Source organism: Streptomyces sp. WMMB 322, assembly GCF_900090145.1.
In the GTDB taxonomy this organism is placed as follows: Bacteria; Actinomycetota; Actinomycetes; order Streptomycetales; family Streptomycetaceae; genus Streptomyces.
The window spans coordinates 17912-37190 of sequence record NZ_FMHI01000010.1; the positions used below are offsets into that span (position 1 = coordinate 17912).

Annotated in this window: 19 protein-coding genes and 3 pseudogenes; 15 read left to right on the forward strand and 7 right to left on the reverse strand. The window is 71.2% G+C overall.

Features of this window, described 5'->3' with window-relative positions:
* Positions 1-9 precede the first annotated feature (9 nt).
* From ybeY to H180DRAFT_RS16905, 6 genes are all read left to right on the forward strand, one after another.
* Positions 10-510, forward strand: coding sequence for an rRNA maturation RNase YbeY (ybeY, locus tag H180DRAFT_RS16880; protein WP_055486916.1), 501 nt, complete (start codon positions 10-12; stop codon positions 508-510).
* The gene (locus tag H180DRAFT_RS16885) at positions 507-1844 is read left to right on the forward strand and encodes a hemolysin family protein (RefSeq protein WP_055486917.1); all 1338 of its coding nucleotides are present in this window, start codon (positions 507-509) and stop codon (positions 1842-1844) included. The genes ybeY and H180DRAFT_RS16885 overlap by 4 nt, the downstream gene beginning before the upstream one ends.
* Positions 1845-2030: 186 nt before the next feature.
* Entirely contained in the window at positions 2031-2390 is a 360-nt protein-coding gene (locus H180DRAFT_RS16890; protein WP_055486918.1) for a cytidine/deoxycytidylate deaminase family protein, read from the forward strand.
* 89 nt (positions 2391-2479) lie between these two features.
* A complete protein-coding gene (era, locus tag H180DRAFT_RS16895) occupies positions 2480-3430 on the forward strand; it encodes a GTPase Era (protein WP_055486919.1) in 951 nt (316 codons plus the stop codon).
* Between the two features lie 520 nt (positions 3431-3950).
* Positions 3951-5732: a 2-isopropylmalate synthase gene (gene leuA, locus H180DRAFT_RS16900; RefSeq protein ID WP_055486920.1), complete on the forward strand. Its 1782-nt coding sequence runs from the start codon at positions 3951-3953 to the stop codon at positions 5730-5732.
* Between the two features lie 259 nt (positions 5733-5991).
* Positions 5992-6681, forward strand: coding sequence for a TerB family tellurite resistance protein (locus H180DRAFT_RS16905; RefSeq protein WP_055486921.1), 690 nt, complete (start codon positions 5992-5994; stop codon positions 6679-6681).
* Between the two features lie 193 nt (positions 6682-6874).
* Here H180DRAFT_RS16905 and H180DRAFT_RS16910 read toward each other — a convergent pair whose 3' ends face one another.
* Positions 6875-8014 (reverse strand): hypothetical protein, encoded by a 1140-nt coding sequence (locus H180DRAFT_RS16910; RefSeq protein WP_074466850.1) that lies wholly within the window; start codon positions 8012-8014, stop codon positions 6875-6877.
* 236 nt (positions 8015-8250) lie between these two features.
* Between H180DRAFT_RS16910 and H180DRAFT_RS16915 the strand changes: the two are divergent.
* Positions 8251-8447, forward strand: a pseudogene (locus H180DRAFT_RS16915) (MBL fold metallo-hydrolase); the annotation flags it as partial.
* Positions 8448-8468: 21 nt separating this feature from the next.
* Here H180DRAFT_RS16915 and H180DRAFT_RS16920 read toward each other — a convergent pair.
* Positions 8469-8753, reverse strand: coding sequence for a DUF397 domain-containing protein (locus tag H180DRAFT_RS16920; RefSeq protein WP_055486922.1), 285 nt, complete (start codon positions 8751-8753; stop codon positions 8469-8471).
* On the reverse strand, positions 8734-9585 hold the full coding sequence (locus tag H180DRAFT_RS16925; protein WP_055486923.1) for a helix-turn-helix domain-containing protein: 852 nt from the start codon (positions 9583-9585) through the stop codon (positions 8734-8736). Before H180DRAFT_RS16925 ends, H180DRAFT_RS16920 begins: the two co-directional genes overlap by 20 nt.
* A 315-nt stretch (positions 9586-9900) precedes the next feature.
* Between H180DRAFT_RS16925 and H180DRAFT_RS16930 the strand changes: the two genes are divergently transcribed.
* The 8 genes and pseudogenes from H180DRAFT_RS16930 to H180DRAFT_RS16965 all read left to right on the forward strand — a co-directional run bounded on the left by H180DRAFT_RS16930 (position 9901) and on the right by H180DRAFT_RS16965 (position 15289).
* Positions 9901-10086 (forward strand): hypothetical protein, encoded by a 186-nt coding sequence (locus H180DRAFT_RS16930; RefSeq protein WP_055487068.1) that lies wholly within the window; start codon positions 9901-9903, stop codon positions 10084-10086.
* Positions 10083-10274, forward strand: coding sequence for a hypothetical protein (locus H180DRAFT_RS16935; RefSeq protein WP_055486924.1), 192 nt, complete (start codon positions 10083-10085; stop codon positions 10272-10274). The genes H180DRAFT_RS16930 and H180DRAFT_RS16935 overlap by 4 nt, the downstream gene beginning before the upstream one ends.
* A 176-nt stretch (positions 10275-10450) precedes the next feature.
* On the forward strand, positions 10451-10885 hold the full coding sequence (locus H180DRAFT_RS16940; protein ID WP_055486925.1) for a WXG100 family type VII secretion target: 435 nt from the start codon (positions 10451-10453) through the stop codon (positions 10883-10885).
* A 76-nt stretch (positions 10886-10961) separates the two neighbouring features.
* A complete protein-coding gene (locus H180DRAFT_RS16945) occupies positions 10962-12557 on the forward strand; it encodes a hypothetical protein (protein ID WP_055486926.1) in 1596 nt (531 codons plus the stop codon).
* A 31-nt stretch (positions 12558-12588) separates the two neighbouring features.
* Positions 12589-13065: a protease inhibitor I42 family protein gene (locus H180DRAFT_RS16950; RefSeq protein ID WP_139151403.1), complete on the forward strand. Its 477-nt coding sequence runs from the start codon at positions 12589-12591 to the stop codon at positions 13063-13065.
* Entirely contained in the window at positions 13062-13463 is a 402-nt protein-coding gene (locus tag H180DRAFT_RS16955; RefSeq protein WP_055486928.1) for a hypothetical protein, read from the forward strand. Before H180DRAFT_RS16950 ends, H180DRAFT_RS16955 begins: the two co-directional genes overlap by 4 nt.
* A gap of 99 nt (positions 13464-13562) precedes the next feature.
* A pseudogene (gene recO / locus H180DRAFT_RS16960) lies at positions 13563-14306 on the forward strand (DNA repair protein RecO); the annotation flags it as partial.
* 164 nt (positions 14307-14470) lie between these two features.
* Positions 14471-15289, forward strand: a complete 819-nt coding sequence (locus H180DRAFT_RS16965) for an isoprenyl transferase (protein WP_055486929.1) — start codon at positions 14471-14473, stop codon at positions 15287-15289.
* Positions 15290-15702: 413 nt separating this feature from the next.
* Here H180DRAFT_RS16965 and H180DRAFT_RS16970 read toward each other — a convergent pair whose 3' ends face one another.
* From H180DRAFT_RS16970 to H180DRAFT_RS16985, 4 genes and pseudogenes are all read right to left on the reverse strand, one after another.
* A complete protein-coding gene (locus tag H180DRAFT_RS16970) occupies positions 15703-16116 on the reverse strand; it encodes a Fur family transcriptional regulator (RefSeq protein ID WP_055486930.1) in 414 nt (137 codons plus the stop codon).
* Positions 16117-16424: 308 nt separating this feature from the next.
* Positions 16425-17240: pseudogene (locus tag H180DRAFT_RS16975) on the reverse strand (metal ABC transporter permease); the annotation flags it as partial.
* Positions 17237-18049, reverse strand: coding sequence for a metal ABC transporter ATP-binding protein (locus tag H180DRAFT_RS16980; protein ID WP_055486931.1), 813 nt, complete (start codon positions 18047-18049; stop codon positions 17237-17239). The pseudogene H180DRAFT_RS16975 and the gene H180DRAFT_RS16980, both read right to left, overlap by 4 nt.
* Positions 18050-18192: 143 nt before the next feature.
* Entirely contained in the window at positions 18193-19164 is a 972-nt protein-coding gene (locus tag H180DRAFT_RS16985; protein WP_055486932.1) for a metal ABC transporter substrate-binding protein, read from the reverse strand.
* Positions 19165-19279: the final 115 nt, after the last annotated feature.

Sequence of the window (19279 nt, forward strand, 5' to 3'; positions counted from 1 at the left end):
GTCCGCCCCATGACGATCGACGTCAACAACGAATCCGGGCGGGCCGTCGACGAGCAGTCGCTGCTCGACATCGCCCGCTACGCCCTGAACCGCATGCGGATCCATCCCCTCTCGGAGCTCTCGGTGATCGTCGTCGACGCCGGCGCCATGGAGCAGCTCCATCTGCAGTGGATGGACCTGCCGGGACCGACCGACGTGATGTCGTTCCCGATGGACGAACTCCGTCCGCCCGTACGGGAAGAGGAGGAGCCGCCGCCGGGTCTTCTCGGTGACATCGTGCTGTGTCCCGAGGTCGCCGAGCGGCAGGGCGCCGACGCTCCCACGCGGCATTCCATGGATGAGGAGCTTCAGCTGCTGACCGTGCACGGTGTGCTGCATCTGCTGGGTTACGACCACGAGGAGGCTGCCGAGAAGGCCGAGATGTTCGGTCTGCAGTCGGCGATCCTGGACGGGTGGCGCGGCGAGCGCGGCCTGACCGGGCCTTCTCCCGCCCCCACGACGACATCGTGACGGCCCAGCTGATCGCAGCGGCGGTCCTGTTGCTCGTCGTCGCCTGGCTGGCCGCCTGTGCGGAGGCAGGTCTCGCCCGTACGACCAGCTACCGCGCGGAGGAGGCGGTCCGTCAGGGCAGGCGCGGTGCCGAGCGGCTGGCGGTCGTGGCCGACGACCCGACGCGGTACCTCAATCTGGCGCTGCTGGTGCGGGTCGCGTGCGAGGTCTCGGCCGGCGTGGTGGTGACGTACACGTGCCTTCGGGTCTTCGAGGAGACGTGGCAGGCGCTGGCGGTGGCCATGGGTGTGATGGTGCTGGTCAGTTATGTCGCGATCGGGGTCTCGCCGCGCACCATCGGCCGTCAGCATCCGCTCAATACGGCCACGGCCGCCTCGTACGTTCTGGTTCCGCTGGTGCGCATCCTGGGGCCGGTGCCGCAGCTGCTGATCCTCGTCGGCAACGCGCTCACGCCCGGAAAGGGGTTCCGCAAGGGCCCGTTCGCGTCCGAGGCGGAGCTGCGTGCGATGGTCGACCTGGCCGAGCAGGAGTCCCTGATCGAGGACGAGGAACGGAAGATGGTGCACTCCGTCTTCCAGCTCGGCGACACGATCGTGCGTGAAGTGATGGTTCCGCGCACGGACTTGATCACCATCGAGCGGTTCAAGACGATAAGGCAGGCGCTGACGCTTGCTCTGCGTTCCGGTTTCTCCCGCATCCCCGTGGTGGGGGAGAGCGAGGACGACATCGTGGGCGTGGTCTATCTGAAGGACCTCGCGCGGAGGGTGCACATCAGCCGCGAGGCCGAGACGGAGCTGGTCTCCACGGCGATGCGCCCGGCGGCGTTCGTGCCGGACACGAAGAACGCGGGCGATCTGCTGCGCGAGATGCAGCAGGACCGCACTCATGTGGCCGTCGTCATCGACGAGTACGGCGGCACGGCCGGCATCGTGACCATCGAGGACATCCTCGAGGAGATCGTCGGCGAGATCACCGACGAGTACGACCGTGAGCTGCCGCCGGTGGAGGAGCTGGGCGAGGGCCGCTACCGCGTCACCGCCCGCCTGGACATCGGGGACCTCGGCGAGCTTTACGACCTGGTCGGTCTCGACGACGAGGATGTGGAGACGGTCGGGGGTCTGCTCGCGAAGTCGCTCGGCCGTGTGCCCATCGCGGGCGCCACGGCGACGGTCGATGTCACCGAGGACCGCTCGGACCCGGAGCTGACGGCGCTGCGTCTGACGGCGGAGGCCCCGGCGGGGCGGCGGAACAGGATCGTCACGGTGCTGGTCGAGCCGGTCCGCTCGGCGGAGGACGCCGAGGAGCCCTCGACGGACGAACCGGCCAAGGCCTGAGGGCCGGCCCGGGTGCCGGTCTCCGCGGGCGCCCGGTCTCCCCGGCGCCCGGCCCGCCCGGCGCCGGTCCGCCCCGGCACGAGCCGCTGCTGCTCGGCCGTTCCTGAACGCCCTCCGCAGGGGCGGGGGTTCAGGGGGGCGGCACCACCGGCAGCGCCTCGCCCGGCGCGACATATGCTCGGGCGTATGAGCGACCAGAGTGACCAGGCAATGGACCCCGAGGACCGCAAGCTCCTCACCCTGGCGCGCAGCGCCCGCGCGCGCAACGGCGTTCCGGAGGGCGCGGCGGTACGTGACGAGACGGGCCGCACATACGTGGCCGGTTCTGTGGACCTGCCCTCTCTGCGGCTCAGCGCCCTCCAGACGGCAGTGGCGATGGCCGTCGCATCCGGCGCCGAGTCGCTGGAGGCCGCGGCGGTGGTCACGGAGTCGGAGCTGATTCCGGCCGCGGACCTGTCGGCCGTGCACGACCTTTCGGGCCGAGCGACCACGGTGCTGCTGGCGGGCCCCGACGGGCAGCTTCGCGCGACGGTCGCGGCGGGCTGAGACGCGGTGCGGGCCGCTCGCCGTCCCGGTGGGGCGGCGTCCCTCACCAGCGGTCAGGGGCACTCACCCGATCGGGGACAATGGTCGCCATGAACGCACCTTCCCCCTCGACCGGTTCCGCCGACGCACCGCACCGCTCCGGCTTCGCGTGCTTCGTGGGCCGTCCCAACGCGGGCAAGTCGACCCTGACAAATGCGCTGGTCGGCACGAAGGTTGCGATCACCTCCACGCGGCCGCAGACGACGAGGCACACCGTCCGCGGCATCGTGCACCGGCCGGAGGCCCAGCTCGTCCTCGTCGACACCCCCGGTCTGCACAAGCCGCGCACGCTGCTGGGGGAGCGGCTCAACGACGTGGTCCGCACGACGTGGGCGGAGGTCGACGTCATCGGTTTCTGCCTGCCCGCCGACCAGCGGGTCGGCCCCGGCGACCGCTTCATCGCGAGTGAACTGGCCGGGCTGAAGCGCACGCCGAAGGTGGCGGTGGTCACCAAGTCCGACCTGGCCGACTCCAGGACGATGACCGAGCAGCTGATCGCCGTGGACCGGCTCGGCAAGGAGTGCGGGATCGAGTGGGCCGAGATCGTCCCGGTCTCCGCCGTCGAGGACAAGCAGGTCGCCCTCCTGGCCGACCTGCTGGTTCCGATGCTCCCCGAGGGTCCGCAGCTCTACCCGGACGGGGATCTGACGGACGAGCCGGAGCAGGTGATGGTCGCCGAGCTCATCCGGGAGGCGGCGCTCGAAGGCGTACGGGACGAACTGCCGCACTCCATCGCGGTCGTGGTGGAGGAGATGCTGCCCCGCGAGGACCGGCCGGCCGACCGTCCGCTGCTGGACATCCACGCGAACATCTACCTGGAGCGGCCCAGCCAGAAGGGCATCGTCATCGGCCCGAAGGGCAAGCGGCTCAAGGAGGTCGGCACCACCTCGCGGAAGCACATCGAGAACCTGCTGGGTACGCCCGTCTATCTGGATCTGCATGTGAAGATCGCGAAGGACTGGCAGCGGGACCCGAAGCAGCTGCGCCGGCTGGGCTTCTGAGTTCCGGACGGACGGCGGCCGGTCGCGCGGTCCTCGACGGCGGCGTCCGGGGCCGGGGTCTCCTTCCCGACCCCGACGCCGGGGGAACGGCAGGGCCGCGGGGACGGCGGCAGGCCAGGCCAGGCCAGGACGGGCCAGGCCAGGTCAGGCCGGAGAGGGCAGGACGGCCTCCCCGCACTGCCACCGCCCCAGCACCACCGCCGCTCCAGCGGAGGCGGCGCCCCGTACCACCGCCGCCCCAGTCGAGGCGGCGCCTCGCACCCCCGCTCCGCGCGAGTCTCTGCCGGAGTCGGGGGGCGACCCCATGCACCGTCCCGCATGGTGATACGGGGCTCGGTGCTGTGCCCGCCCTCCGTTAGACTCGCCAATCATGCGTTTCGGGCTGCTTCTTCTTAGCTGCCGCGGCGAGGGTCTGTAGACATACGGCCGACCCCCTCCCCGCGGAGACCGGTGCTGCCACCAGTCGGCCCTTGAAGCCCGATCCCGCGGAGCCTCCTCCGCGTTCAGGAGCCCACGCATCATGACACCCTCTTCGTCTTCCTCGTCTTCCGCTTCCTCCGTCGTGCCCACGCCCATCACGGCCGCGACCGTACGGCAGAAGCCCTCCGGCATGCCGACGCACAAGTACCGCCCGTACGAGGCCGTCGACATCCCCGACCGCACCTGGCCGGACAACCGCATCACCAAGGCCCCCCGCTGGCTCTCCACCGACCTGCGTGACGGCAACCAGGCGCTGATCGACCCCATGTCCCCCGCCCGCAAGCGGCGGATGTTCGACCTGCTGGTGTCCATGGGCTACAAGGAGATCGAGGTCGGCTTCCCCGCGTCGGGCCAGACCGACTTCGACTTCGTGCGCTCCATCATCGAGGAGGACGCGATCCCCGAGGACGTGACGATCTCCGTCCTCACCCAGGCCCGCCAGGAACTGATCGAGCGCACCGTGGAGTCGCTGAAGGGCGCCCGCAACGCGACCGTCCACCTCTACAACGCGACCGCGCCCGTCTTCCGCGAGGTCGTCTTCCGCGGCACACGCGAGCAGGTCCGGCAGATCGCCGTCGACGGCACACGGCTGGTCATGGAGTACGCGGAGAAGCTGCTCGACGAGCGCACGGTCTTCGGCTACCAGTACAGCCCGGAGATCTTCACCGACACCGAGCTGGACTTCGCCCTCGAGGTCTGCGAGAGCGTCATGGACGTGTGGCAGCCCGCCGAGGGCCGCGAGATCATTCTCAACCTGCCTGCCACGGTGGAGCGTTCGACGCCCTCCACGCACGCCGACCGCTTCGAGTGGATGTCCCGCAACCTCTCGCGGCGCGAGCACGTGTGCCTGTCCGTCCACCCGCACAACGACCGGGGCACCGCCGTGGCCGCCGCCGAACTGGCGATCATGGCGGGCGCGGACCGCATCGAGGGCTGCCTGTTCGGGCAGGGCGAGCGCACCGGCAACGTCGACCTGGTCACCCTGGGCATGAACCTCTTCAGCCAGGGCGTCGACCCGCAGATCGACTTCTCCGAGATCGACGAGGTCAAGCGCGCCGCCGAGTACTGCAACCAGATGGACGTGCACTCCCGGCACCCCTATGTCGGCGACCTCGTCTACACCTCCTTCTCCGGCTCCCACCAGGACGCCATCAAGAAGGGCTTCGAGGCGATGGAGGTCCGCGCCGAGCGGGCGGGCAAGAGCGTCGACGAGCTGGAGTGGGCCGTCCCGTACCTGCCCATCGACCCCAAGGACGTGGGACGTTCGTACGAGGCCGTCATCCGCGTCAACTCCCAGTCCGGCAAGGGCGGCATCGCCTACGTGCTGAAGGGCGAGCACAGCCTGGACCTGCCCCGCCGGATGCAGGTCGAGTTCTCGAAGATCATCCAGGAGCGCACCGACAGCGAGGGCGGCGAGGTCACGCCCGCCGACATCTGGGAGATCTTCCAGCACGAGTACCTGCCCACCCCCGAGGACGCGTGGGGCCGCATCGCGCTGCGCACCGGGCAGACCACCACCACGGTGGACGGGCAGGACGAGGTCACGGTCGATGCCACCGTCGACGGTGAGGACATCGTCCTCGCCGGCAGCGGCAACGGCCCGCTGGCCGCGTTCTTCGACGCCCTGCAGGCCGTCGACGTCGATGTGCGGCTCCTGGACTACGTCGAGCACACCATGAGCGAGGGCGCCGGCGCCCAGGCCGCCGCCTACATCGAGTGCGCGATCGACGGCAAGGTGCTGTGGGGCGTGGGGATCGACGCCAACATCGTCCGCGCGTCGATCAAGGCCGTGGTCTCCGCGGTCAACCGCGCCTCCCGCTGATCGCGTTCGCGCCGGGCGGAGCCGTGCCGAAGCCGTGCCGGGCCGCCGGCCCGGCCGCGGGGCTCCGGCCCCCGGTCGGGCGTCATCGCAGCGTTCCGCGGGCCTCACCCCCTTGCGGGTGAGGCCCGCGGTGCTCTCCCGGCGCGGCCGGGGCCGCGTCCGCCGGGAATCGTCCGGAACAGGGTGCTGACGGCACACTTCCGCTGTGGTTAGCATCACGTTCACCGGCAGCGTGGCCGAATCGTGACGGAGGTAAGGCGTGGGCGACGCAACACGTTCCCGTGACCAGCGAGCACAGCGCTCTGGCCTGCGCCTGGCAGGTGTGCGCACAAGCTGGCACACCGTGGACGACGGGGACTTCTTCTGCCCCGCCTGCGGCGGCGACCGCAGCTACCGCCGCCGTGCGGGCAGACGCCGTTTCGTACTGCTGGGGGTGCCGCTGCTCTCCCGCGGCCGGGTCGCGCCCGTCCTCGAATGCGCCGCCTGCCACGGCCACTTCGGGCCCGAAGCCCTCGACCACCCCACCACCAACCGCCTCGCGCTGCTCCTGCGCGACGCCGTCCACGCCGTCGCGCTCGCCGTCCTCACCGCGGGCGGCCGCGAAAGCCGTGCCGCCCGCGAGGCAGCCGTTCACTCCGTGCGGAGCGCGGGTTACACCGGCTGCACGGAAGAGCAACTGGTGACGTTGCTGGCGGCCCTCGCCGCCGACCGCGACTCCTCGCCCAGCGTCTGCGCCGAGATCGAACTGCACGAGGCCCTGGCACCGCTCGCCCCGCACCTGGCCCCTGCGGGCCGCGAGTCCCTGCTGCTGCACGGTGCGCGCATCGCGCTGGCCGACGGCCCGTACTGCGCTGCGGAGCGCGAGGCGCTGGAGGCGGTGGGCAGGTCGCTGCGGCTTGAGGACGAGGACGTCGACCGACTGCTGGCGCAGGCGCGCACGCCGCACTGAGGAGCGCGACGGGCGGGACGCCCGCGGGGGTGTAAGTCCCGGGCGCCGGCTGCCCGTTCAGGCGACCGGGAGGGCGTGCGGCGCGGTGCCGTTCGCGACGTACACGCGGTTGCCGTCGCCCACGAGTCACGGGCGTCCCTGCGCCGCCCAACCGGGTCTCGCCACAGGCGACTTCGGGAGCCCGCCGGCGGCTTCACGGGCCGTCCGCGCGCGGCGTGCGGGAGGGCCGGTGCCCCCCGTCGCCGGGAGCGGTCGTGGGGCCGGTCAGCGGATCCGTCAGCGCGCCGAGGACAACGGGCGCGTCGACCCGTCTTGTGACGACGCGGACCCTCCGATCACCGTCCCGGCACTCGAGCACGACGGCGTCGTATTTGTAGCTGTTGGCCCAGCCGACGGGGTCCTCGGGCCGCAGCGGGCGAAGTTCCCGCACTGTCAGCGATTCCGGAAGGCTCCTGCGGGCGAAGGACCCGTCCGGGTCGGGAGTCGCGGCCGGACGTCCGTCGCCCACCACCAGGAGCCCGAAGCCGTCCACGCTGTAGGGGACGTCTCCGTGCACGGCCGCGTGCACGCACTGCTTCCCCTTCGGGGGGACCGGCACGATGCCGCCGGTGTCCGCGGCCCGGACCTCCCGCCGGGTCACCCACCACGCCACCAGGGTGGCCAGGCCCACGGCCGGCGGGATGCCGGCCGCGGTGACGGTGAACGCCTCCAGCACCCCGCCGCCGGCCCATCCCGCGAGCAGGCCGAGACAGCCCAGGAGAACGCCCGTCAAGGTCGGCACAGTGATCTGCCAGGGAGCGACCCGTCTCCTTGCCAGGTAGCGGAAGCGGTACCACAGGCCGGCCGCCAGCATGCCGAGGCCGAACGGCAGCGTCAGGAGTCCGAAGCCCGTGGGAAGCCGCCAGCCGTCGGTCGGTGACGCATCAGTCTCCTGGACGGCGTCACCGGAGCTGACAGCACGGATCTCACCCCGCCAGTAGTCGAGCACCACGTGGTCGCCCGCGTGCACGGCTTCGTACACGGGGTCGTGTCCGGCCATTTTCACGCGATGCACGTCGTCCGAACCCCGCTCCGTGACGAGGAGCCAGTACTCATGGCCCTTTCCGACGGGCTTGCTCTCCGTCCCCTCGACGGTCGCCGGAACCGAGGCCGTGCAGGAGTCCGAGCGCGTGCCGGCCGGGCAGGTGGGCGCTGTGGCGTACGCGCGTGCGTTCGCCAGTGCGCCCGGCACCATCGCGAACAGCACGGCAGAGACCACTACGAGGAACAAGCCGAGACCGATGGGCAGCCGAGCCTCCGGGGCGCGCAGCGCTCCGCGTGTCCGATCCGTCACCCCCGCAGCCTCCGCCCCCTCGGCCCCCCGGCCGCGTTTCTCCGTATTCTGCACCGTTTCTCCGCACCTGGGTACCCCGGCGGACAGCGGGCGAGGGTGCGGCTCCCGGGAGGGGCAAGTCCCGGGCGCCGGCTGTCCGTTCAGGTCACCGGGTGGGCGAGCACGGCCCGCACCGCCGGAAGCGCGGCCTGGCCGGCTTGCCACCACGGAAGCCGCCGGCGATGAACTCCACGGGGTCGCTCATGGTCCCGGCCCACGGGTCGTGGATCAAGACGGGGAGGCGATCGACTTCGTCAACGCGGTCGAACCCGCGCGGGCGTTCGCCGTACACGACGCGCAGATCAACGATCGCGGGCTCAGCAGCGTCAACGGATGGCTCGCCGAGGAGACCGACTCCGGCTACCGGTATCTGAGACCGGGCGAGTCGCTCTGAGCCGGGTTGCGGGGCCCGCCCTCAACCACCGTTCTTTACACGGCGGATGAAGGCCGACCAGGAGCGCGCGTCGAAGAGGAGGGCGGGGCCGTCGGTGGACTTGCTGTCCCGTACGGGGACGACGCCGGTGAGGTCGTCGTAGACCTCGACGCACTCACCGCCGCTGCCGTTGCTGTAGGTGCTCTTGCGCCATCGCGCGGCGCCGGGGAAATGCTCGGCGATTTCGAGGCAATTTCCGCCGTCAGGATTGCTGTAGCTGCTCTTGCGCCAGTAAGCGTCGCGCAAGTCAGCCTGGATGCCTGTCATTTCGAAAGTCCTCTGCTGCTGCCTCGATCATGGCGAGGGACGCCTTCGGTGGCAGTGCGACGGCCCTGAGCAGATCGTACGACCTCCGGTACTTCTGTACGAGGCGTGGATCATCGACGGTGTCCCCGCTGTATGTGGCTTCCGTGTAGACCATGGGCGGGGCGTCGGCGAAGGTCATGATGGTGGCTCCGCTGAGCATGAGTGGATGCACCCCGGCGTTCCACGGAAGAACCTGGGAAACGATGCGAAGGCGTCTCCCCAACTCCGCGATGTGGTCCAGCTGGTGGGCCATCGCCTGCGGGCAGAGCACGGGATGACGCAGCAACGACTCGTGAAGGACCACCCAGTACAGCGGAGTCTCGCCATCCTCGAAGAGGCTGGCCCGTGCCAGCCGGGCGTTGACCTTGAGGTCGACCCCTTCGGAAAAGCCCAGCACCTGGGTGCTCTCCAGCACCGCCCGCGCGTACGACTCCGTCTGCAACAGCCCTGGAATCAGTGTCGGACACCACTCCTCGATGGTCTCCGCCCGTTTCTCCGCCTCCAGCACCTTCTCGAAGTACCCCGCGTGCCCGCCCCGCTTCGCCTTCCTCACGTCCTCGCACCGCCGTGCGAAGAAGCCGTCCGTGCCCAGGACTTGGTCCACGTGCTGCGCCAGGTCGAGCGGCATGCGGCGCTCACCGCGTTCGATCTCGCTGAGGTGGCTGGCGCCGTAGAAGCTGCCGTCGACCAGTTTCTGCTGGGTGAGCCCGGCCTGTTCCCGTTTCCACCGCAACTCCTTGCCGTAGAAGGTCGGAAGGCTCGCCGAGCCGTCGATGTCCTTGGGGCCGGGCATGGTTCACCGCCGTCGGTACGCAGTCCTCGTTCGTTCCCTGCCGGGCCCGGCGGCTTTGCCCCGCTTCCACGGAGCCGCCCGCCCCTTCCGCACGTCGCGGCGGGGAGCCCGGACCACTGGCACGCTACGCGAATCGGCAGCATTCTGTGATGAGTTCGTCACACACCGCACAGGAAGGTGCGACCCATGCACGGCATGTACGGCGGCACGTACGGCCACGACCTCGGCTGGAGCCCCGGCCCCGGCCCCGGCGACGGTTCCGGTCCCGGCGACGACGCGGACGACGCCCACGACGCGGAGGCCGTCCAGGCCTGCGTGCGAGACCTGCGCACCGCGCTGGAGGCGCACGGCATCACGCTGCCCTCCATCGGGGTCGAGCCCGCCGCCTTCGCGAACAGGCCGTCTCTGCCGCTCGTGGCGCTGGGCAACTGCAACGTGCGGACCGCGCGTGCTCTCGCCGCCGTCCTCCGGACGGCATGGCGCGTCGAGGAACCGCGGTGACCGCCCGCGGGTGGCGTATCGACCGCATCCCCGCGAAGCCGGTGCGGCGCGCGGAGGACGGGCGCGTCAGTGTTCCGCTGTGGCTGCTGCGCGACGGCGTCCACCACTCCGACCTCGATCTGCGCCTGTCGCCGGCCGAGGCGGAGGTGCTGCGCGCGCAGCTCTCGTCGGTCCTGGACGCACAGTAAGACGGCGGCGCCGCGCCCGGGCCCTCCGCCGCAGCCGCCCCCCGGACCGTCCGCGCTGCCGTACTCCCCGAAAGGCCCTCCTGAGCACGGCATTTGAGGGCTTGAGCTATCATCCTTCTTCGAACAACTGGATGACCACTGGGTCGTCAGGTGATCGACGGGGGAGGCGGGGAGCCGTGGCCGGTGGCGCATCGGGCGGGTACGAGGTCCAGAAGAGCGGTATGGCCGGGGAGGCCCGGAAGCTCGACGACGCGGGTGACGACGTCGGCGGCATAGCCAAGGCCGTGGACAGCCAGATGTGTTACTCGGCGGATGCGCTGGGCGGTTCCGACTCCGGCCCGGCCTTCGACAACTTCGCGTCCGCATGGCAGGCCGAGGCGAAGACGCTGGAAGCCGCGTTGCACGAACTCGCGGACAAGGTCCGTGTGTCCAAGGCGAATTACCAGGGCGCCGACGGCTACGCGGTGCGCGGTCTGAACTCCGCGGGCGCGGGCGACGGGCTGACCACGGGTGCCGCACCCGGCGCACGCCCTGCCGCGCTCGGCGGCCCGGCGGTCGGCACCCGGCCCACGCCGGGCGCGCCGCCGCCAGGCCTCGCCGACTTCGACTGACGCGCCGCGCCGTAAGGCGTCGCTTCCATCTGCTTCCAGCCGAACCACCGGACGACGAACCACGGGGGCCCAAGTCATGTCCGACGCAGGGGAATCCACCACCGACCGCAGAGAGAAGATCGCCGAGCACGTGCGCTCACTCGCCGGGGCGGACAGCAAGAACGGGGTCATCGAGGCCATCGAGAAGCTGCTGGGCGTCTCGCCGCCCGTCGGCTCACCGTCGACGATCGACGCTGTGGCCAAGCGGTACAAGGACCAGGCGGACGACGCCGCGGACGTCCAGCGGCGCGTGGAGAAGGTCGCCAAGTCCGGGCTGCCGTCCGTGTGGGTGGGCAGCACGGGTGCCAAGGCGTCCGAAGTGGTCTCGGCTGCGGGGCGTTCGGCGGAGCAGATGGACGAGGCGTTCCGCAAGGCGTCCAAGGCCCTCAACGACCTGTCCGATGCGATCACCTCGGCCCGCTCGACGGACGAGTTCGGACGCGAACAGCTCCGCAAGGCGCGCAGCATGCTCGGCGGCGAGGACGGCTTCTTCGACGACATGGTCGAGAAGGACGCCGAGGAGGCGGAGCGCAAGCGGGCCCAGGACACCGCGGGCGCCGGCGGCAACTGCCTGCTGAGCGCCGCCGAGCAGGCCGACGACGCCGCGAGGACGGCCGCGCGTGAACTCAACAAGTACGCCGCCGAGGCCCGCGCCGGGCAGATGAAGACCGACGAGATCTCCGCCGCCGACCGCCTCGTCCTCGCCGACATCGCCGTCCCCGGCGGCAAGCAGGAGCAGAACGAACTGCTCACGGCCAACGACCTCGAACGCTCCGGCCGCTTCATGGAGAAGATGAGCGACCGGGACCAGGCCCGCTACGAGCGGATGCTCGCGGACGCCAAGTCCCCGCAGGAACGCGCCTACTTGGTGAAGGCGCTGGCCTCCGGCCACAGCGTGGACGAGGTCGGCGAGTTCCGCGACAAGATCCACGGCAAGGACCCCGTCTGGCTCCAGCAGCACCTCACGCCGGTGACGACCGCTGCGGACAGTCAGAAGAACGAGGGTGTGAACGCGGACGGCTCCAACACCAACACCGACTACCAGCAGTTCGGCGACGAAAGATGGTCGCAGGACGGCAACACCTGCGTTCCCTCGTCCACGGTCACGGCCCGCGCCATGGTCGACCCGGTGTACGCGCTGGAGCTGACCGGCGGCCCGTCCGGGCAGGAGGACGATCCCGACGCCTTCCGCGAGCGCCTCGGCGACGAGCAGATGCGGATGCACGAGGAGGGCGACGGGAACTACGAGCACTGGTTCTCCGACACACCGGCAGGCATGGACAACGACGGGAAGACCGAGATCGTCAACAAGGAGATCAGCCCGCACACCGGCAGCGAGTACGAGTTCCAGGAGACGCGCAGCGCCGACGCCAGACGCGATGTGCTGCCCGACATCGAGAAGGCCGTCGCCGAGGGCAAGCCCGTCCCGATCGGCGTCGAGGGGTACACCGACGGCGACCGCAGCGGCCACGCGATGATGGTGATCGGCCAGGAGGGCGACATGCTCCAGATCTACAACCCGTGGGGGCAGACGACCTGGGTCAGCGAGGACGACTTCGTGAACGGCCACATGGACAAGGCCTCCGACTCCCGCATGCCGGACGCCTACGCCGTCCACGTCCCGGCCGGCTGAGCCGGCCGAGCCCGACTGGGAAGTGAGCATCATGCGCAGGCACTTGACCCGGCTCGCACCGCCCGTCCTGCTGGCGGCGGCGTTGACCGGTTGCGGCCTCACCGGGCCCGAGACCTACGAACCCGGCGAGAAGAACATCGAGGTGGACGAGGGGGAGGAGTTCGAGCTGTCCGTCCCGGTCGCCACGGCGATGGGGGAGTGGTGGCATCTGACCTCCCCGAAGCCCGACGCGGCGGTCGTCGAACCCGTCGGCAAGGACGAGGAACTGGACGGGGACGACGACGATTCGGCCGGCGGCAGCAAGGGAACGGACCGCTTCACGTTCAAGGCCGTCGGCAAGGGCACCACGAAGATCCGCCTCATCCAGTGCCCGCGCGGCGCCTGCGCCGGCGGGGGCAGCAAGGGCGGCGCCGTCACCCCGTCGCCCGTCCCCAGCGGCAGCCCCACCCCGGCCGAGAAGTACCGCGCCACCATCCACACCTACACCGTGACGGTGAAGCAGCCATGAACACACCGGTGACGCCGCCTCCCGGCCGCAGCGACGACGACCTCGCGCGGTCGGACATCCCGGCGATGCTGCGGTACGGGCTCTCCTTCGCCGGACCGCACCGCACCGCGCTCTTCGGCGACGGCGCGGTGGGCGCCGCTGTCCTCCTCGACCGGCGCGGCATCCGGCCGCGGGCGGTCGCCTTCCTGGCCGAGATCGTCCGCAGCGGCGGGACGCGGTACGCGGCCGGGCTCACCGAGCCCGTGCCGGGCGAGGAGGCGTCGGCCGTGGTGCGCTCCTGGCTGGAGTCCGCGGCGGACGTGGCGAGCGGCGTCGGCGGGGACGAGGACGTCGCGCGATGGCTGGAGGCCGTGGCCGAGCTGCTCGGCCTCCGCCTCGCCGCCCGCACCACCCGGTAGCAGGGGGCGGCGCCGCCTTCCGGTCACGGGCGGCGGTGCGGCAACCGCCCCCGGCGACCGGGACCGCCCCCCGCCCGCGCCGTACGGGATACTGGCGCCATGAGTCTGTTCCGCGACGACGGCATCGTGCTGCGCACCCAGAAGCTGGGCGAGGCGGACCGGATCATCACGCTGCTCACGCGCGGGCACGGCCGGGTGCGGGCGGTCGCCCGCGGGGTGCGGCGCACGAAATCCAAGTTCGGGGCGCGGCTGGAGCCCTTCAGCCACGTCGATGTGCAGTTCTTCGCCCGCGGCAGTGAACTGATCGGCCGCGGGCTGCCGTTGTGCACCCAGACGGAGACCATCGCCCCGTACGGGCAGGCCATCGTCTCCGACTACACGCGCTACACCGCCGGCACGGCCATGCTGGAGACCGCCGAGCGCTTCACCGACCACGAGGGCGAACCCAACGTGCAGCAGTACCTGCTGCTGGTGGGCGGGCTGCGCACGCTTGCCGCCGGGGACCACACGCCAGGGCTGGTGCTGGACGCCTTCCTGCTGCGGTCACTGGCCATGGGCGGCTACGCGCCCAGCTTCGACGACTGCGCCAAGTGCGGACTGCACGGCCCCAACCGCTTCTTCTCCGTCGCCTCCGGCGGCGTGGTGTGCGGCGACTGCCGGGTGCCCGGCAGCGTCGTACCGTCGCCGGAGACGCTGCGGCTGCTCGGCGCGCTGCTGACCGGCGACTGGGAGACGGCCGACGCGTGCGAGGCCAGGCACGCCCGGGAGGGCACCGGACTCGTCTCGGCCTATCTGCACTGGCACATGGAGCGCGGGCTGCGTTCGCTGCGCTACGTCGACCGCACCCGGGGCGGCCGGGGCGGTGCTCCCGGCCCGCCGGACGCGCGGGCGCAGGCGGAACCGGAGGCCAGGCCCTCCTGACCGGCGGCGGCGTACAGGCGTCGGCTACGCTCGCCTCGTCCTCGCGCCTCCCGCACCGATCCGTCCCATCCTGGAGCTGAACGACCATGGCACGCCGCGCAATGCTGCACAGGCAGCGTCGCGAGTACGTCACACCCGAGCCGCACCCCTCCGGTGAACGCCCGCCGCAGATCCCGCCGGAGCTCGTCCCCGGCCATGTGGCGTGCGTCATGGACGGAAACGGCCGGTGGGCCAAGCAGCGGGGGCTGCCGCGCACCGAGGGGCACAAGGTCGGCGAGGGCGTCGTGCTCGACGTCCTCAAGGGCTGCCTGGAGATGGGCGTGAAGAACCTCTCCCTGTACGCCTTCTCCACGGAGAACTGGAAGCGGTCTCCCGAAGAGGTGCGCTTCCTGATGAACTTCAACCGGGACGTCATCCGCCGCCGCCGCGACGAGATGGACGACCTGGGCATCCGCATCCGCTGGGTGGGACGGATGCCGAAGCTGTGGAAGTCCGTGGTGAAGGAGTTGCAGGTCGCGCAGGAGCAGACCGTCGACAACGACGCGATGACGCTGTACTTCTGCGTCAACTACGGGGGCCGCGCGGAGATCGCGGATGCGGCCCAGGCCCTCGCCGAGGACGTGCGGGCGGGGAAGCTCGACCCGGCGAAGGTGAACGAGAAGACCTTCGCCAGGTACCTCTACTACCCGGACATGCCGGACGTGGACCTCTTCCTGCGTCCCTCCGGCGAGCAGCGCACGTCCAACTACCTGATCTGGCAGAGCGCTTACGCCGAGATGGTCTACCAGGACGTGCTGTGGCCGGACTTCGACCGCCGCGACCTGTGGCGGGCCTGCCTCGAATACGCCAAGCGCGACCGGCGCTTCGGCGGCGCGCGGGGGAACGGCGGCGGAAAGCAGACCTGACAGGCGGCCTCATCCGCCGTGCCGTGGCCCGGAGTTCCCCGGGCGCGTGCCCGGCCCGGCGCCCGGCGCTCCTTGCGGCGCGCTCCCACAGGGCGCTCGGGCGGGCACGGAGCGCCGCCCCGATCGCCTCCCCCGGGCGGCGGCCGCTCCTGGGCAACAGTGCCGTGCGCCGTGCGGGAACGGACGATGTTCCGGCCACGCCCGAACGGTCCGTACCGGCCACCGACATCGGGCCCGACGGAGGGTAGCGGTCCGATAGCGGTCCGCCGGCTCGGTGCCGGGCTGCTGGGGCCGTCGTCACCCGGTGGACGGCAGTGGTGGCCGGTCCGCGGGGGCGTCGTTCATCCGGCGCGCGGAGGCGCCGTTCATCCGATGCGCGGGGGCGCCGTTCACCCGGCGCGCGGGGGCGCCGTTCATCTGGCGGCGGCGCAGTCCCCGCACGTACCGAAGATCTCGACGGTGTGGCCCACGTCGACGAAGCCGTGCTCCTCGGCGATGGAGTCGGCCCACTTCTCCACCGCGGGGCCCTCGACCTCGACGGCCTTGCCGCAGTGACGGCACACGAGGTGGTGATGGTGGTCGTCGCTGTGGCAGCGGCGGTAGACCGACTCGCCCTCGTCGGTGCGCAGGACGTCGACCTCGCCGGCGTCGGCGAGGGACTGGAGCGTGCGGTAGACCGTCGTCAGCCCGACCGAGTCCCCGCGGTGCTTGAGCATGTCGTGAAGCTCCTGCGCGCTGCGGAACTCCTCGACCTCGGCCAGAGCCGCCGAGACGGCGGCTCGCTGCCGCGTCGACCGGCCGCGGACTGGGGGACCTGCGGTGGTCACGCTGTCTCCTTCGCTCGTCTCGCTCGCTACGGGCCCGGCTCACCGGCCTGGCTCGAAGGACTCGCCCACGGGTCTCGCTCGTGGGGCCCCTGCCCGGTCATTGTGCCAGGAACCGGCGAGGCGGAGTCCTCACGCCCGGGAACCGGCGGCTGCGCTGTGCCTTCGGCCTTCGTCCCCTCCGCGGCGGGGACGGGGCTGCCCTGCCGGGCGCTCTCGGGGCGTGCGGAGCCGCCCTCGGTCCCCGCCGCCGCGTCGCCGCGGCCGTCGCCGGAGGCGGTGCCCTCCCTGCCGTGTCCGTCGCCGGGGAGGGCTCTGCGCTTGGCGAGCGGCGCCGCCAGGGTGGTGACCAGCGCGAAGAGGACGATCGCCAGGACGACGATGCTGGCGCCGGGCGGCACGTCCGCGTAGTACGAGGCACTCGTCCCGGACACCGTCACCGCCACCCCCATGACCACGGCCAGGCCGAGTGTGCCGGCGAAGCCGCGGGTCAGCTGCTGGGCGGTGGCGACCGGAATCACCATCAGCGCGCTCACCAGCAGCAGCCCCACCACCCGCATGGCGACGGTGACCGTCACCGCCGCGGTCACGGCCAGCAGCAGGTTCAGCACCCGTACCGGCAGCCCCGTCACGCGTGCGAACTCCTCGTCCTGGCAGACGGCGAAGAGCTGCCGGCGCAGCCCCAGCGAGCCGGCCAGGACGAAGGCCGACAGCCACACGATGGCCGTCACGTCGGAGTCCGAGACCGTGGTGATCGAACCGAAGAGGTACGTGGTGAGGTTGGCGTTGGACCCGCCGGGCGCCAGGTTGATGATCAGGACGCCGCCGGCGATGCCGCCGTAGAAGAGCATCGCGAGGGCCAGGTCGCCGCGTGCCTTGCCGTACCAGCGGATCAGTTCCATCGTCACCGCGCCGAGCGAGGAGACGAGAACCGCCATCCACACGGGGTTGGTGTTCAGCAGGAAGCCGAGGGCGACGCCCGTGAGCGCGACGTGTCCGATGCCGTCGCCCATGATCGCCTGGCGCCGCTGCACGAGGTAGATGCCCACGGCCGGGGCGGCGATGCCGACCAGCAGCGCGGCGAGCAGGGCGCGCTGCATGAAGGGGTAGTGCAGCAACTCGGTCATACGTGGGCCCCTGGTTCGGTTTCGCTCACGGACAGTCCGGTCTCGACGGCGGTGGCCGCCCAGGCGCCCGCGGTGTCGTGGGGGTGGCAGGCGATGTCGTGGAGGCGGTCCGGGTTCGCGACGAGTTCGACGCGCCCCTCCCGCAGCAGCACCGCGCGGTCGATCAGCGGCGCGAAGGGCCCCAGTTCGTGCAGGACGAGCAGCACGGACGTGCCGCGGCGGACCTGTTCGCGCAGCGCCGCCGCCAGAACGTCCTGGCCGGGCAGGTCCACGCCCGCGAGCGGCTCGTCCATGATCAGCAGGTCGGGTTCGGCGGCGAGGGCCCGCGCGATGAGCACGCGCTGGTGCTGCCCGCCGGAGAGTGCGTTGACGGAGTCCCTGGCCCGGTCGGTGAGCCCCACGATCTCCAGGGCCCGGCCGACGGCGGCCTTGTCGGTGCGGCTCAGCGGGCGCAGCTTCGTACGGGCGAGGCGGCCGGAGGAGACGACCTCCCGCACTGTGGCGGGAACGCCCGCGGCGGCCGTGGAGCGCTGCGGCACGTAGCCGATGCGGCGCCAGTCGCGGAAACGGGCGAAGGGCGTGCCGAACAGCTCCAGTTCGCCGCCGGAGAGCGGCACCTGGCCGATGACGGTGCGGATCGTCGTCGATTTGCCCGAACCGTTGGAGCCGAGCAGGGCCACGACCTCGCCGCGGCCGACGGTCAGGTCGATGCCGCGCAGCACGGTCCGCGCCCCCAGGGAGGCGGTCGCGGCCCGGAGGGACATCACTGGCTGGGACTCGGCCGTGGGGCCGGCCAGGGGATCGGCCATGGGGCCCTTCCTCGGTGTCGGCAGGGTGGTCGGTGCTGTGGCTCGGTGCCGGGGGTACTCGGAGGCGGTTCCGGGGCCGGGCGTCGGGTGCGGGGGAGCGGTACGGATGTGAGGCGGCCCGGCGGGACCCGCGACGGCGTCCGTCAGTCGGCGCCGAGGGCGGTCCGCAGCGAGAAGAGGTTCCGGTGCATGACCGAGAAGTAGTCCTCGTTCTTCTTCACGCTCTCCAGGGGGGAGAGCACCGCTGTCTTGAGTCTCAGATCGCGGGCGAGCGTTTTGGCCGTCTTGTCGCTGGCGCTCGACTCGAAGAAGACGGTGTCGACGTCGTCGGCCTTGGCGATCTTGTGCAGCTGCTTCATGCGGGCGCCGGAGGGCTCGGACTCGGGGTCGATGCCGGAGACGGCGGCCTGGTGCAGCCCGTACCGATCGGCGAGATAGCCGAAGGCCGCGTGGGTGGTGATGAAGGTGTCGGTCTTCTTGCCGGCCAGACCCTTCTTGAACTCCTTGTCGAGCGAGTGCAGTCGCTCGACGAGAGTCTCGGTGTTCTTCGCGTAGTCCTTCTTGTGGTCCGGGTCGGCCTCCGCGAGTTCCTTGCCCACGCCCTCGGCGATCTTCGCGAAGCGGAGGGGATCGAGCCAGAGGTGCGGGTCCCCGCCGTTCCCGGCGCCCGCGGAGTCGTGGTCGTGGCCGTGGTCGTCGTGCTTGCCGTGGTCCTCGCCGTGCACGTCCGTGCTGTGCTTCTCCATCGGCGCGTACGTGGAGGCATCGGCCACGTGCTCCGGCTCGGCCTGCTGCACGCCCTCGTCGACGGCGGGCTGGAGCCCCTTGAGGTAGACGACGAGAGAGGCGTCGCTCAGGCGGCCGGCCTGCTGGGGGCTGAGTTCCAGGTCGTGCGGTTCGGTGCCGGGCTTGGTGAGGGATTCGACCTCGACGTGTTCGCCGCCTATCTGCTGGGCGACGAACTGGAGGGGGTAGAAGGACGTGACGACGTCCACTTTCCCGTTCTTCTCGCCGTCGGCCGCCGCGTCACCCGTGCAGGAGGTGAGGGCGAGCCCGCCGACGCTGAAGGCGGTTGCGGCGGCGAGGAATCGTATCAGCCGACAAGAAGCGTTCATGACACTCATTTTCAACCTACTTGGAAACGGTTGTCAAATGGGTCGGTGGGGGGAGGGGTGGCCGGCTCTCGGCGGACCGATTGCCGTGCCGACAGTGCGGACCGATTTGATCCGC

Bases quoted from the DNA above. Each gene is read 5' to 3' on its own strand.
- ybeY (WP_055486916.1), top strand. From the start codon at position 10: ATGACGATCGACGTCAACAACGAATCCGGGCGGGCCGTCGACGAGCAG.
- H180DRAFT_RS16890 (WP_055486918.1), top strand. From the start codon at position 2,031: ATGAGCGACCAGAGTGACCAGGCAATGGACCCCGAGGACCGCAAGCTC.
- era (WP_055486919.1), top strand. From the start codon at position 2,480: ATGAACGCACCTTCCCCCTCGACCGGTTCCGCCGACGCACCGCACCGC.
- leuA (WP_055486920.1), top strand. From the start codon at position 3,951: ATGACACCCTCTTCGTCTTCCTCGTCTTCCGCTTCCTCCGTCGTGCCC.
- H180DRAFT_RS16920 (WP_055486922.1), bottom strand. From the start codon at position 8,753: ATGACAGGCATCCAGGCTGACTTGCGCGACGCTTACTGGCGCAAGAGC.
- H180DRAFT_RS16925 (WP_055486923.1), bottom strand. From the start codon at position 9,585: ATGCCCGGCCCCAAGGACATCGACGGCTCGGCGAGCCTTCCGACCTTC.
- H180DRAFT_RS16945 (WP_055486926.1), top strand. From the start codon at position 10,962: ATGTCCGACGCAGGGGAATCCACCACCGACCGCAGAGAGAAGATCGCC.
- H180DRAFT_RS16950 (WP_139151403.1), top strand. From the start codon at position 12,589: ATGCGCAGGCACTTGACCCGGCTCGCACCGCCCGTCCTGCTGGCGGCG.
- H180DRAFT_RS16955 (WP_055486928.1), top strand. From the start codon at position 13,062: ATGAACACACCGGTGACGCCGCCTCCCGGCCGCAGCGACGACGACCTC.
- H180DRAFT_RS16965 (WP_055486929.1), top strand. From the start codon at position 14,471: ATGGCACGCCGCGCAATGCTGCACAGGCAGCGTCGCGAGTACGTCACA.
- H180DRAFT_RS16980 (WP_055486931.1), bottom strand. From the start codon at position 18,049: ATGGCCGATCCCCTGGCCGGCCCCACGGCCGAGTCCCAGCCAGTGATG.
- H180DRAFT_RS16985 (WP_055486932.1), bottom strand. From the start codon at position 19,164: ATGAACGCTTCTTGTCGGCTGATACGATTCCTCGCCGCCGCAACCGCC.